This window comes from Paenibacillus sp. cl123 (assembly GCF_900101595.1).
In the GTDB taxonomy this organism is placed as follows: Bacteria; Bacillota; Bacilli; order Paenibacillales; family NBRC-103111; genus Paenibacillus_G.
Window position 1 is genome coordinate 505,658 of sequence record NZ_FMYY01000003.1, and the last position, 13,658, is coordinate 519,315.

A 13,658-nucleotide genomic window follows, 5' to 3' on the forward strand; every position below is an offset into this window, starting at 1 on the left:
TTGCCGATACGTTCAATCGGACTAAGATTTGGTCGGGCCTGCCAGCCCGTAGCGCACAAGCAGCTTGTCCTCGAGGCGCTTGAAGCAGAAGTGGTCGGAGATCGTGCCGAGTACGGCGATGATGATGACGATACAAAGCATCAGGGCCGTATCTCCGAGACTGCGTCCATCCTGCAGCAGCTGGCCCAGTCCTACGCCCTTGGCGATCAGCTCTCCCGCGACCAGCGCCCGCCAAGCGAACGCCCAGGCTACCCGGACCCCTGTCATCATGTGGGGGAATGCGGCAGGCACCATGATCTGGTAGAACATCCGGAAGCCGTTGCCTGTGCCGAGCGTCAGAGCCGCTTTCGTGTAAATGGCCGGAATGTTCTTGATCCCTGTGCGGCTGGACATGGCCATCGTCCAGGTCGCTCCCAGCGTGGTGATGAATATAACCGAGAAGTCGTTCATCCCGAACCAGATGATGGCGAATGGCAGCCACGCGATGCTGGGAATCGTTTGAAGCGCGACAACGAGAAATCCGATCGTATCGTCGATCAGGCGGTAACGCGCGAACAAAAATCCGAGCACGGTGCCGACTGTAATCGCGATAAGGAAGGACAGCAGCAGCCGCCTGATGCTCTGCAGCGTCGCCTCGAGCAGCTGCCCGTGGACGAAGCCGTCATAGAAAGCCTGGAACGTCTGCGTCGCGGACGGGAACTTCCAGCCCCAGTCGAATAGTCTAAATCCCGCCTCCCATGCCACTAGAAGCAGGATTAGAAAGATCGTTCTTCTTAAGGCTGTACTCATCGCCGGTTTCCTCCCTTACTACTTTCTCCAATTCGTCGGCCAAAGCTTCCATAATATGAGCTTCCACATGATGCAGCACCGGATCGGCTTGGTTACGCGGGCGGGAAGCCTGGACGGCAAACTCCTTCTTGATGCTGCCCGGACGGGTGGACATCACGAGCACCCGATCGGAGAGAATGACGGCCTCCCGAATATTATGGGTGATAAATAGAATGGTTTTGCGCGTCTTCAGCCATATTTCCTCCAGATCCTTATGCAGGATCAGGCGGGTCTGCTCATCAAGCGCGGCGAACGGCTCGTCCATCAGCAAAATATCCGAATCCATGGCCAGCGCGCGCGCGATAGCCGCCCTCTGCTTCATCCCCCCGGACAGTTCATGCGGGTAACGGTCCGTGAACTTGCTCAGGTGAACGGCTTTGATATGCTCCTTGGCGATCGCTTCTCTTTCGGCCTTGCCGATTCCCTTTTGCTTCAGTCCGAATGCAACGTTTTCCAGCACGGTCAGCCATGGGAAAAGCGCATGCTCCTGGAACACCACGACCCGGTCCGGTCCCGGACCGCCGCAAGGCTTGCCGTTTACGGTGATCGTCCCCTGCTCGGCCTTCTCCAGACCTGCGACCAGGTTGAGCAGCGTGGACTTGCCGCAGCCGGAAGGGCCGAGCAGCGAGACGAATTCCCCTTTGTTGATCGTGAGAGAAACGTTCTGTATCGCCGTATAAGGGGCGGAACCCCGCTGCTGGAACGTTTTGCTGACGTTGCTGATTTCGATCAACGCAATCACTCCTTCTTGCTTCTTCTGGATGCTTGAATCCCGAATTTATTTTCAAACTAATTCTATAGGAATTGGGACAGATGTCAACTTGAATTTTTAGAAGGAAATTCTCAACTTTTGTCGAATATTTTACCATCGCTCATTTTATCACAGAAAGGGATGAATCCGCATCAAACGATATCAACGCGTGATCATGACGGCGGGCATCATCAGCGGCGCTTTCGCCGCCGGCGTATATGCACAGGATGTGCTGGAGCGGGTGGATGCCTATCTGCGGCCTGATTTTCAAATTGTGATCGACGGAGAAGCCGTACGGATGGACAGTCCGGTTCTTGTTTATAACGATACAAGCTATTTGCCGCTCAAGGAAATCTCGCAGCGCCTCGGCTCCAGCGTATATTGGAAAGGCGAGACCAAGCAGATCTACATTAACACCCGGGTCAATACGGAGCAGCGTCAGGAGAGTCCGAATGAGACCTATGACTCGATTGAGCTGAACAACGCATATTCGGCCATGCTCAGCTACCTGGGGGCGGAATATCCGGTCCTGATCACTTCGAACATCAAGTCGGGCAGCTACGGGAGATATTACCGGGAGTCGGACGTGAAGCGCATGGGAGTGGATACGAGCGGTCTTGCCAAAGCCAAGGACCGTCTGACGGACCAAGTGTTCGTTCATGAGAACGAACTGCAGAAGAGATGGCGTCAGACGCCTACCCAAGTCTATACCGCAGGGTACGAGGCCTATGTCATAGCGGATGAATCCCATCCGAAGAAGACGGATATTTTGCGCAAGCATATCAAGAATATGGAGAAAGCGACCTACGGGGATGCCGAATTTACGATCAAGCCGGTGATGGTGCAGAAAGTGGACGGCAAAGAAAATACGTACGATTTCCTGTATCAGGAAACGGTACGTATGCTGAAGGTGTATGTCCCGCCTATTGTTCGTTACAAAATCGCGCGTCTTGTTATTAATCAAGACGTATTTAATCCGGATTCTCTCGTGGTGAACATCCAGAACACGACCGATCTGGAGAACGAAGCTTTGAAGCGGGAGCATCCCGAGAGCAAGTAAGCGGATGCGTTCATCGCCGCTCGCCGTCCCGCCAGTACATTATCGCAATCTGTGTCCGGTCCCGGACGCCTAGCTTGCTTAAAATGTCCGTTACATAATTTTTCACCGTACCTTCGCTCAGGAACATATCCTGGGCGATTTCTTTATTGGAACGGCCCTCGGCGATATGCTCGACGACCTGCAGCTCCGTCGCCGTCAGCCCGTAGGGCTGGAGCCGGGACGAATGACGGCCGGCGGCCGCACGGGCTTCTCCTGCGGGAGAGGCTTGAGCCTGATCCTGAACCCCAGCCCCGGCCTGAATGGTGTCATGCTCGGGAGAAGGGTTGACCGGCCGCGCTTCCGGCTGAATCCAGCCGGTCAGCTTGCGGGCGATATCCGGATGGATCAGCCAGTCGCCCTGATGAACGGCTTTGATCCCCTGCACGATGCGCTCCGGAGGGATGTTTTTGAGCAGGTAACCGCTCGCGCCGTTGCGCAGCGCATCGACGATGTATTCGTCGTCGTCGAAGGTCGTGAGGATGAGCACGCGTGTAGCAGGAGAAGTCTGCTTGATCCGCAGCGTCCCCTCTACGCCGGAGCAGCCCGGCATCCGGATGTCCATCAGCGCGACATCCGCTTGGCCGCCGCCCGTCACATAGGCGTGAGCCGCGTCGCTGCCCGCGAACGTGCCCGGGACGGACAGCTCGGGATCAAGCTCCAGTATCATTTTCAAGCTCTCGCGAATAAACGGATCGTCATCGACGATTATGACTTGGATGATGAAGACCATCTCCTTTCTTCGAACCCCGTACGGCTTTCCGAGCCGCTATCCCCCCGCATGCAGCGGGAGAGAAGTCACGACCGCGAACGAATCGTCCCCCCGCAGCTGCAGGTCTCCGCCCACCAGCCGTACTCTTTCCTCCATCCCGCTTAAGCCAAGCCCCTTGCGAAGAGAAGCCAGATCCGGCCTCCGGCCGTTGTTGGATACCGTCATCACGACCTGAGCGGGGGCATAATGCAAATGGATGCCGATCTCGCTGGCTCCCCCATGGCGGATCGCATTGGTCACCGCTTCCTGCGCGTTGCGGTACAAAATGATCTCCAGGCTCGGATAGATCGGCCGGGGCAATCCTGATATATGATGCCGGACTTCAAGCCCGTGGTCGGCCGCCAGATTATCGATCAACCGGTGAAGCGAATAGCTCTGCAGCTCGGCGTCGGCCGGCTTCAGCTTGCGGACGGTATGACGGAGCGATTCCATGCTGTCCGTCAGATGATCGCGAACCTGCACAGTCAGCTCATGCGCCCGTTCCGGCTGTTCGGGCATCAGGCGGACGGCGGCTTCGAGCATCATCTTGGAGCGGATCAGCTTGTGTCCCAGCTCGTCATGAATGTCGCGGGCGATGCGCGTCCGCTCCTCCGCTTGGGCGAGCTGCTCGACCTTGCCGGCGTATTCTACAAGCCGGCTTCGGGCGGCGTCCAGCTCGTAAGCTTTGCTCCTTAACTCGTCATACACCCGCTCAAGCTGCTTCTTCTGCTCGCCGGTATCGGTCAGCCGCAGCAGCAGCCCGCCGGTCGTCAGCGCGCACAGGTTTGCGGCAGCGAGCAGCCGCCAATCGTCCGTCCCGTGCAACGACGCATTCAGTCCTATCAGATGAACGGCTAGCTGCACCGGATGAAGACGCCCCTTGCTGTGCAGGGCCGCGGAGATCAGCGTGGAGAAGTGGCATAGGAACAGCAATCCGCCGTAAAGATGGCTTAGTCCGATGAGAGCTAACGTCTCTATCGCGGCGGCCATAGGCTGGAGCCGGTCCGGCAGCCGGGACTGGCGCAGGCGGTCCCAGGCGAACAGCAGCAGCAGCAAGCAGGTAAGCTGCCCCATCTCGGATAAAGGGACAAACCATGCCGTGCCGACAGCGGGCAAAATAAGCAGCAGGTAACGCAATCTAACGAGCATAGCCTTGTCAACGCCTCCTTCGCCGATTATACCATAAGGGGTTCTGTACGCCGAGGTGACTTTCGTCATTCGTAAACAGGTGACCTTTGCTACCTGTGCGGGGCGGCGGAATCCCGTACAATCATGGTATAGAAAGCTGAACCAAAGTGAGGAGCGTGCGGCAATGAGCTTTGTGGAAATCGAACAGGTGGTCAAACGATACGGGGGGAGCATCCCGGTCGATCATCTGAGCTTGACGATACGCCAAGGGGAAATATTCGGCCTGCTCGGTCCGAACGGCGCCGGGAAAAGCACGACGATCAAAATGCTGTGCGGTCTGCTTGACATCGATCAGGGGTCTATCCGGGTGGAGGGCATCTCGATCCGGGAGCGTCCGCTGGATGTCAAAAGGCGGATCGGCCTTGTCCCGCAGGACCTGGCTTTGTACGAACGGCTGACGGCGCGGGAAAATGTCGCTTTTTTCGCCAGGCTGTACGGCTTGCGGGGCGCGCTGCTTCAGGAGCGCGTGGACGAAGCGTTGTCTTTTGTCGGTTTGGGCGACCGGCAGCATGAACGCCCTGGTGCTTATTCTGGCGGAATGAAGCGCAGGCTGAACATCGCCTGCGCCATCGCGCATCATCCTAAGCTGATCATTATGGATGAGCCGACGGTCGGGATTGATCCGCAATCCCGCAATCATATCCTGGATTCGGTGCGCCAGCTGAACCGCATGGGATCTACCATCATCTATACCAGCCATTATATGGAAGAGGTGGCGGCGCTCAGCACCCGGATCGGCATATTGGATAAAGGTCATCTGATCGCTCTGGGCACCCAGGAAGAGCTGCGGGCCCAGCTTGCCGAGGAAGAGAGGCTGGTCGTTCAAGCGCCGCGCGTATCCCCGGAAGCCGTCCGGGAGCTGAGCGCTCACCCGCGTATCCGCCGCGTAGCGGAATGCGAGGGAAGGCTGGAAATTCATGCCCGGCCGGGCCAAGCTCCGCTGCAGGATGTGCTTTTCATTCTTTCGAAGCATGAGGTGGCCATCGAGTCCTTGACCCGAGTGGAGCCTGACCTGGAGGCGCTGTTCCTGTCCCTGACAGGGCGGACGCTTCGGGATTAGAGGGGGCGAGGCCGATGCAGACCGTATGGCTGATCGCATGGAATCAGATGAAGATGGCGGCACGGGCCAAAGTCGTGATGATCGTCCTGCTGGTATTGCCGCTTCTGCTGATCATGATCCTGGGGGCTGCGCTTTCCAGCAGTTTTGATGAAGGGAATATCAAGCTGAAGCCGGTGGACGTTACGATCGTTAGTCTGGATCAAGGCTACTGGAACGACCGGCTGATGGCCTTTCTGACCGCGCCCGGCATGGAGGAAGTGATGAAGGTTGGGGAGGGAGGCTCCCGCGAGGAAGCGGTCGAACAGCTGCGGACGGGGAGGGCACAGTTTGCCGCAATTATTCCGGCGGGCTTCGGGCAAGCTCTGATGCAAGGAGAAGGAGCGAGCTGGGAGCTGATTGCCGGCAAAGAAAGGGAACAGAATCTGCTTGCCGAAAGTATCTTCGGCAGCTTTCTGGACACCGTCAACGGCATGCAGGCTGCAGTGCTGACGGCGGGCGCGCCGCAGGCGGGCTCATGGCTTGCCGATCCCGGAGCCGCGCAAGACAGGCAAGCTTATGTCGAAGTCGGCCAGCTTGGAAAACGAGACCGGCAGTACACGGCCATTCAGTATTATGCTGCCGCCATGCTGATCATGTTCATGCTGTACTCCGGCATGATGGCGGCCATCTCGCTCGCGGAAGAGCGGGAGTCGCATACGCTGGCCAGATTGTCCTCCCTTCCGGTGACGATGAACCAGATTGTCGGCGGCAAGATATGGGGTTATGCGCTGCTTAGTTTGCTACAAGCGGTCGTTATCATTGGATTCACCCGGTATGTATACGGGGTCGATTGGGGAGATCGGTCATTGCTGCTGGCCGGCAATTGCATCGCGCTTGTTGCGTCGTCGATGAGCATCGCGATGCTGCTGACCGTCCATGCAAGGACGATCAAGGCGGTAACCGGCGCTTTTCAGATTATCATTATTGCGATGACCCTAGTAAGCGGAGGGTTCATGCCGGAACTTCCCGCGGCGCTGCAGCTGCTGGGTAAGCTTACCGTCAACTATTGGGGCATGCAAAGCATCCTGCATCTGATGACGGGCGAGCAGGCGGCGGCCGAAGGACCCTTGCTGGTGCTCGGCGCGTTGGCCGGATTGCTGGCGATTGTCTCGGGATTGACGTACTGGAGGGTGGGATACCGTGAATAGCTTGATTATTGCCGCCAATCTGACTAAGCGAACGATCGGCAACTGGAAGGGCATGCTGCTGTATATTTTCATGCCCGCGCTGGCAGTATCGCTCATTATCGGACTTCTGGGCTCAGGCGGGCAGCAGGCAGTAGCGATATACTATGTGAATGCGGACGAAGGGGCGGCCGGCGCGCACATGATCCGGGAACTGTCGCGAAACGCCAAATACGAATTAACCGAAGCCGGCGACGCAGACAAGCTGAAGCAGGCCGTCATCGGACGGAAGGCCGCTGCGGCGTTCGTCATTCCGTCCGGCTATACGGCGGCGCTGCTGGCGGGGAAGACGGACATTCCGAAGATCCGGCATTATGAACTGACGATGAGCGAAGGCTCTTATTCGCTGCGGATCGCCCTCGACCAGATGACAGGGCGTATCCGGAGCAGCGCGGAATTGCTGACTTCCGCCGGAGCGGGCGGGCGAGAGGCGGCATTTGCAAGAATGCTGGAGGAGACGGAGAAGCATCGGATCACCTATACGCTGACAGACTACGGTTGGTATGAAAACCCGGCGCTCGCATTGGCTACCGGCATCATGATCTTATTCATTATGGCTTTGATCGGCCATTCTGTAGCGGTGATCGTCGAGGACCGGAGGCAGCATACGATGATGCGGATGTACGCCGCTCCTGTCCGGGCGTCCGAGATCGCCTTGGGCAATTTCCTGGGCAGCTTTCTGGTCGGACTGCTGCAAATTGTTATCGTGCTTGCGTTTACCCGCTTCGCGCTCGGGTTCGACTACGGGCTGTCCTTTGGCAGTCATCTGCTTGTCATGCTGGCTTTTCTCTTCGCCGTGCTGGGGATTGCCAGCACCATCGCCGGACTTGTGCGCCATAGCGAAAATATCGGGGCGCTTCAGAGCATGATTTCGACTCCGATGTGCATGCTCGGCGGCTGCTTCTGGCCGGTGTCGATCATGCCGGAATTTATGCAGAAGGTAGCGAGCTTCGTACCGCAGAGCTGGGTGATGGATGCGGTCAAGCGATTGGCTACCGGCCAGGGCATATCCGACCTTGCGCTGCACTTCGTTGTGCTGCTGCTGTTCGGCTTTGTGCTGGGCGGCTTCGGTGCGGCCGTGCTGGGGCCGGCTTCGCAGGAATCCGGTTGAGCGGCGGCGAAGTAGTAAGGCAATGCCCGGCCAGGGGAGAAATAATGCCGGGAAAGCAAAGGAGTGAGCGGCCATTCAAGTCCGAACTGTAACGCCTATTCTGCGCATGTTCGACGAAGAGAAGACCCGGGCCTTCTACGTAGACTACCTGGGCTGCGAGATCGATTGGGAGCACCGGTTCGAGCCGGATTTTCCCCTGTATATGCAGGTGAGCCTTGGAGGTTGCGTGCTGCATCTGTCGGAGCATCACGGCGACTGCAGTCCGGGGGCTGCGCTGCGGCTGGCTGTCGGCGATGTGCGGGCGCTCCATGCGGAACTGTCGTCCAAGTCCTATCCGTATGCCCGTCCGGGAGTAGAGTCGGCGCCTTGGGGAACGCTGGAGCTGACGGTGACCGACCCGTCGGGGAACAGGCTGGTGTTCTACGAACCGTCGGCCGACGATTAAGATTCGCTTGGAAACCAGCGGTCAAGCGAGTCGGCGGTGGGTGGCGGGCAGACATTAGGCTCGGGAAGCCGGATGTCCAGCGTTGCCGAACGAGCCCTGCCGCGTTGGAATGAAAAGAATATCCGGAGGCCGGGGACCGGCTGCCGAGAGCCTGGCGGGCAGCCGCCGGGCTTATTTGGCGTTATAACCCCAGACTGCGAATCGAGCGAGGGTCTGGAGGCCGACCAAGCAATTGGCCCGAGGACGGCGGGACAAGAAGCAGCCGGCAAGACAGCCGCCCTGGAAGGGCGGGCATGACAGCGCTGTCAGGAGGGCAGGCCGGGCAAAAAAATAGGTGTCTTATCCGCAAAAAAAGTCAATAATCCAAGTTGCTAAAACATATGATTCATAATAAGATATAACTAAGAAACTGAATAGTCAGAAAATTCATTCGAACCATCACGTTTCTCATTTATCCGGTCCCAGCCCACCTTCCCAGAGCCGACGCCGGAAGGGACCTGACCCGCCACTTGCCGCAGCAATCGAAGCAGCCTGTTTACACCGTTATACCTTGAGGGAGGGATTGCCGTGAGTAAAAGTCATGAAGTAGAATATTGCAACCTTGAGTTACGATTTGACCGTCGGCTAATCCGTAACTTCATCAAAACGCTGATTCAAGAAGGGTATTCGCTGTACTGGAACGAAAGCGACCAGCAGTTCATCGTCTCGATCCGCACCGGCCGCAAGCTCGTGAAGCTGAAGTTTCAGCGGATCGGCGAACGCTATAAAATTGTCGGCAACTATTCCTTCAAGGATGAGAAGCTTGCTGAGCTTATGGAGAAAATGATCGGGGATACCCGGGGGCATGCCGTAGTCAAGCGGTTCAAGGATCGCCAGATCCTTATCGAGAATATCATGTTTGGAGAAATCATCCGAATGGTAGAAATTTCGGGGGTGGAACATAAGGTGCTATTTCAAAAAGAACCTGTTGTTACCTTGGAGGAAATGATGCAGGCTTTCCGCTCCAAGCGTCCGGACGAGAGAATCCCGGTACTCAGGCTTGAGCTTGATTACGAGCTGGCTGTGCTGCACGAAGCGCTGGAGGAAGGGGACGCCCCGAAAGTTACCGCGTGCAAAGAGAAGCTGAAGGAGTTGCGGCATGAAATGCTACTGCTGGAAATGTAAGACCCGCTTGAGGCGCAAGGCCTCCCCGTAGTCAGACTTGTTCTGAGGAGGGGAGGCCTTGCGTGCGTTTGCGGAAGAGACAGGCGCTCCGGGATACTCCGCGATACTTCCGGATGCTCCGGTATACATAAAAACTGAGGATTGTTAACGTGTGCATAACATGATATGATAAAGTGGAGAGGTGGTTACATGAGCGATGTGACGATCAAGGATATCGCCCGCATGGCTGGGGTTTCCCATACGACCGTCTCCCGCGCGCTCAATGACAGCCCGTTGATTAATCCGGAGACGAAGGAAAGAATCAAGTCAATCGCCGGGAGCCTGAATTATACGCCCAATTACAGCGCGAAAAGCCTCGTGCTTGACCGCTCCTACAATCTGGGGCTGTTTTTCACCACCTTGCATCAAGGAACCTCGTCAGGATTTCTGTACGCGGCTCTGCGCGGGGTCAACGACGTGATCAAGGATGGGTACAACCTGATTGTACGGGGGATTGACGATTACAAAAGCTTCCATCATGTGAACCGCAAAAGCTTCGACGGCATCATCGTCATGAGCCAGAGCGCGGCCGATCAGCCGTTCATCGAATATGCTTCGCAGCGTTCGATTCCACTCATTGTGCTGAACCGCCAAATAGAGATGGAGGGCGTCTGGAACTTGATACCCGACGATCAGAGCGGCGCATACCGGATGACCGAATACTTGCTGCAATGCGGCCACCGCCGCATCGCCATCATCGAAGGAAAGCGCGGCTTCAAGTCTTCTCACGCCCGGAAGGAAGGGTATCTGGAGGCGCTTCGAAGCGCAGGCATAGAGCCTGAGGAAGAGCTGTTCATCCGCGGGGAGTATGACTTCGAAAGCGGCTACCGCGCGATGATGCGCATCCTGGAGCTGGCCGCGAGGCCAAGCGCCGTGTTCTGCAGCAGCGACGACATGGCGCTCGGAGCCGTGAAGGCAGCCGCGGAGCGGGGCTTGCGCGTGCCGGACGACATCTCGGTCGCCGGCTTTGACGACACGCTGTACTCGGCCTTTATTACGCCCGCCTTGACGACGGTTCGCCGGCCTATCGAGGAGATGAGCCGGGCCGGAGCGGAGAGGCTGGTCGCTTTGATCGAGAAGAGGCATGTGGAAGACCATAACCGAATGTTCCGCACGGAGCTCGTCATCCGCGACTCCGTCAAATCGTTACTCGAAGGAGACGAATAACCATGAGCGTATTAAGATCGCTGCTGCAAGACATACCTATTCCTCAGATGGTCCGCATTAGACAGAAGTTCGACGGCACCAAGCTGGATAATCCGGTCCGGAACTTGAAGGACGAGCTGGGCAAGCCCGGCGCCATCGACCGCATCCGGCCGGGGCAGCGGGTCGCAGTAGCTGTGGGCAGCCGGGGAGTTGCGAATATCGCCGACTTTACCCGCGCGACGATCGACGCCATCAAGGCCGCCGGCGGGGAGCCGTTTATCGTGCCGTGCATGGGCAGCCATGGCGGCGCTACGGCCGCCGGACAGACGGAAGTGCTGCATCATCTCGGGGTGACGGAGGAGTCCATGGGCGCTCCGATTCTTTCTTCGATGGAAGTTGTCGAGATCGACAAGCTGCCGAACGGATTGCCGGTGTATGTGGACAAATACGCCTCGGAGGCGGACGCCATCGTCGTCATCAACCGGGTCAAGCCGCATACCGCGTTCCGGGGACGGATCGAGAGCGGCATCATGAAGATGATCGCGATCGGACTGGGCAAGCAGAAGGGGGCCGAGGCCTGCCACCAGCTCGGCTTCAAGTACATGGCGGAGAACGTGCCGGCCATGGCCAAGATCATGATCGACAAGCTGCCGATCGTGTTCGGCGTAGCGCTTGTCGAGAACGCCTACGATGAAACCTGCATGGTCGAAGTGCTGCCTGCCGAGCAGATCGAGGAACGCGAGGTCGAGCTGCTGGAAATCGCCAAATCCCGCCTGCCCAAAATTTTGTTCGAGCAGATCGACGTGCTTGTCATCGACTACATCGGCAAAAATATCAGCGGCGACGGGATGGACCCGAATGTGACGGGCCGTTATCCGACCCCGTATGCGCATGGCGGACCTGATGTCTCCAAGATGGTTGTGCTCGATCTGACGCCTGAAACCAAAGGCAACGCCAACGGCGTCGGGACGGCCGATTTCACGACTCAGCGGCTGGTGGACAAAACCGACCTGGCGGCAACCTATGCCAACGGCTTAACATCGACCGTATGCGCGCCGACGAAAATCGCCACAACGCTGGAGAATGATTACTACGCGATCAAGGCGGCTGTCAAAACCTGCAATATTCTGGATTATACCCGCTGCCGGCTGGTACGCATTCAGGACACGCTGCACCTCGGCGAGATTGAAATTTCCGTTAACCTGCTGGAGGAAGCCAAGCTGCACCCGGATATCGAGGTGCTGACGGAAGCGTATGATCTGACGTTCAACGAGGAAGGCAACTTGAGATAAAGGAGCGCTGTTACGTGCAAAAGCCATACATCATCGCCGCCGATATCGGAACGACCAGCGCGAAGACGCTGCTCTTCGATAAAAGCGGCCGCATACTGGCCTCTCATGCGGTGGAATACCCGCTGCATACGCCAAGGCCGGAGATCGCGGAGCAGGACCCGGAGCAAATATTCCAAGCGGTGCTGGCCGGCATCCAGGCTGTCGTACGGCAAGGCGCCGTGCGCGCCTCGGAGGTGCTGTGCGTCTCGTTCAGCTCGGCGATGCACAGTCTTATTGCGGTCGACGAAGCCTGCCGCCCGTTGACAGCCTGCATCACATGGGCCGATAACCGGAGCGTCGGGTATGTGAAATCGCTCAAGGAACGGGATACGGGACACGCGATTTATATGCGTACAGGCACTCCGATCCATCCGATGAGTCCGCTGCTGAAGCTGATGTGGTTCCGCGACGAGCGGCCAGATCTGTTTGCTTCGGCCCACAAATTCATCGGGATCAAGGAATATGTATTCGCCCGCCTGTTCGGCCAATATGTGATCGACCATTCGCTGGCGAGCTGCACCGGCTTGTTCAATCTGCGGCAGCTGGACTGGGATGTAGGGGCTTTGGCCGCCTGCGGCGTGCGCAGGGAGCAGCTATCGCAGCCTGTGCCGACGACGCATATCGTGCAGGGCCTGCAGCCTGCCGACGCGGCTCAGCTGGGCATTGCGGCGGATACGCCGTTCGTCGTCGGCGCGTCCGACGGCGTGCTGGCCAATCTCGGCGCTGCAGCCTTTGAGCCGGGCGTCTATGCGGTTACGATCGGGACGAGCGGAGCGGTGCGGGGCGTCGTGCGCGAGCCGATCACCGATCCGAAGGGCCGGCTGTTCTGCTACGCGCTCAAGGAAGATTTCTGGGTCGTCGGGGGAGCCATCAACAACGGCGGCATCATGTTCCGATGGGTGCGCGACCAGCTGGCGACGGCGGAGGCGGAGGAAGGCCGGCGGCTCGGCATGGACCCGTACGACTATTTGAGCCGGCTCGCTTCCGAGGTGGCTCCCGGCTCGGGCGGTCTTGTTTTCCTGCCGCTGCTGGCAGGAGAACGGGCGCCGTACTGGAACGCCAATGCGCGGGGCGTTTTCTTCGGCCTGTCGCTCTATCACCAGAAGCCTCATATGATCCGCGCCGTGCTGGAGGGCGTGATGTACCGGATTCATTCCGTTGTCGGCGCGCTCGAGGAGCTTAGCGGCCCTACGCGGGAGATTCGGGCTTCGGGCGGCTTCGCGCGCTCGCAGGTATGGCTGCAGATGATGGCCGACGTACTGGGCAGCCCTGTCACTGTGCCTAATACGATCGAAGCGTCGGGGGCCGGGGCCGCGCTGCTTGGGCGGCTGGCTACAGGGGAAATTGCAGACTTCTCGGGAGCGCATGAATGGGTGCAAGTGCACCACCGGCTGCAGGCGGATGCCGAGGCGGGAGAGGTGTACCGGCAGCTGACGCAGATCTACGGCCGGGTTTATCACCAGCTGAAGGACGAGTTCGACGCGATTGCGGCATTTCAACAAAAATATACGCTTACGTGAGCGGG

General features: G+C 58.2%; 13 protein-coding genes. 9 read left to right on the plus strand and 4 right to left on the minus strand.

Features of this window, described 5'->3' with window-relative positions:
- Nucleotides 1–21: 21 nt before the first annotated feature.
- Together BLR08_RS08960 and BLR08_RS08965 are read right to left on the minus strand one after the other, a co-directional pair.
- The gene (locus BLR08_RS08960) at nt 22–789 is read right to left on the minus strand and encodes an ABC transporter permease (protein WP_256257453.1); all 768 of its coding nucleotides are present in this window, start codon (nt 787–789) and stop codon (nt 22–24) included.
- Nucleotides 722–1,561 carry an ABC transporter ATP-binding protein gene (locus BLR08_RS08965; protein WP_072328830.1) on the minus strand — a complete coding sequence of 280 codons (840 nt, stop codon included), beginning with the start codon at nt 1,559–1,561 and terminating at the stop codon, nt 722–724. The genes BLR08_RS08960 and BLR08_RS08965 overlap by 68 nt, the downstream gene beginning before the upstream one ends.
- Nucleotides 1,562–1,754: 193 nt before the next feature.
- Here BLR08_RS08965 and BLR08_RS08970 point away from each other — a divergent pair, with 193 nt between their 5' ends.
- On the plus strand, nt 1,755–2,639 hold the full coding sequence (locus tag BLR08_RS08970) for a stalk domain-containing protein (RefSeq protein ID WP_072328831.1): 885 nt from the start codon (nt 1,755–1,757) through the stop codon (nt 2,637–2,639).
- A gap of 10 nt (nt 2,640–2,649) precedes the next feature.
- On the opposite strand, the gene BLR08_RS08975 is transcribed toward BLR08_RS08970, so the two are convergent.
- Nucleotides 2,650–3,399 (minus strand): response regulator transcription factor, encoded by a 750-nt coding sequence (locus BLR08_RS08975; protein ID WP_072328896.1) that lies wholly within the window; start codon nt 3,397–3,399, stop codon nt 2,650–2,652.
- A 45-nt stretch (nt 3,400–3,444) separates the two neighbouring features.
- A complete protein-coding gene (locus tag BLR08_RS08980) occupies nt 3,445–4,575 on the minus strand; it encodes a sensor histidine kinase (RefSeq protein WP_072328832.1) in 1,131 nt (376 codons plus the stop codon).
- Between the two features lie 163 nt (nt 4,576–4,738).
- On the opposite strand from BLR08_RS08980, the gene BLR08_RS08985 reads away from it, so the two are divergent.
- From BLR08_RS08985 to BLR08_RS09025, 8 genes are all read left to right on the plus strand, one after another.
- Complete coding sequence (locus tag BLR08_RS08985) at nt 4,739–5,674, plus strand: ABC transporter ATP-binding protein (protein ID WP_072328833.1); 936 nt, start codon at nt 4,739–4,741, stop codon at nt 5,672–5,674.
- Nucleotides 5,675–5,688: 14 nt separating this feature from the next.
- Complete coding sequence (locus BLR08_RS08990; protein WP_072328834.1) at nt 5,689–6,861, plus strand: ABC transporter permease; 1,173 nt, start codon at nt 5,689–5,691, stop codon at nt 6,859–6,861.
- The gene (locus tag BLR08_RS08995) at nt 6,854–8,008 is read left to right on the plus strand and encodes an ABC transporter permease (RefSeq protein WP_072328835.1); all 1,155 of its coding nucleotides are present in this window, start codon (nt 6,854–6,856) and stop codon (nt 8,006–8,008) included. Before BLR08_RS08990 ends, BLR08_RS08995 begins: the two co-directional genes overlap by 8 nt.
- A 73-nt stretch (nt 8,009–8,081) precedes the next feature.
- Nucleotides 8,082–8,453, plus strand: coding sequence for a glyoxalase superfamily protein (locus BLR08_RS09000; protein ID WP_256257466.1), 372 nt, complete (start codon nt 8,082–8,084; stop codon nt 8,451–8,453).
- A gap of 567 nt (nt 8,454–9,020) precedes the next feature.
- On the plus strand, nt 9,021–9,617 hold the full coding sequence (locus BLR08_RS09010) for a hypothetical protein (protein ID WP_072328838.1): 597 nt from the start codon (nt 9,021–9,023) through the stop codon (nt 9,615–9,617).
- 189 nt (nt 9,618–9,806) lie between these two features.
- On the plus strand, nt 9,807–10,823 hold the full coding sequence (locus tag BLR08_RS09015) for a LacI family DNA-binding transcriptional regulator (RefSeq protein ID WP_072328839.1): 1,017 nt from the start codon (nt 9,807–9,809) through the stop codon (nt 10,821–10,823).
- Nucleotides 10,824–10,825: 2 nt separating this feature from the next.
- Nucleotides 10,826–12,094 carry a nickel pincer cofactor-dependent isomerase, group 22 gene (locus BLR08_RS09020; protein ID WP_072328840.1) on the plus strand — a complete coding sequence of 423 codons (1,269 nt, stop codon included), beginning with the start codon at nt 10,826–10,828 and terminating at the stop codon, nt 12,092–12,094.
- Between the two features lie 14 nt (nt 12,095–12,108).
- Nucleotides 12,109–13,653: a gluconokinase gene (locus BLR08_RS09025; protein WP_072328841.1), complete on the plus strand. Its 1,545-nt coding sequence runs from the start codon at nt 12,109–12,111 to the stop codon at nt 13,651–13,653.
- The last annotated feature ends 5 nt before the right edge of the window (nt 13,654–13,658 follow it).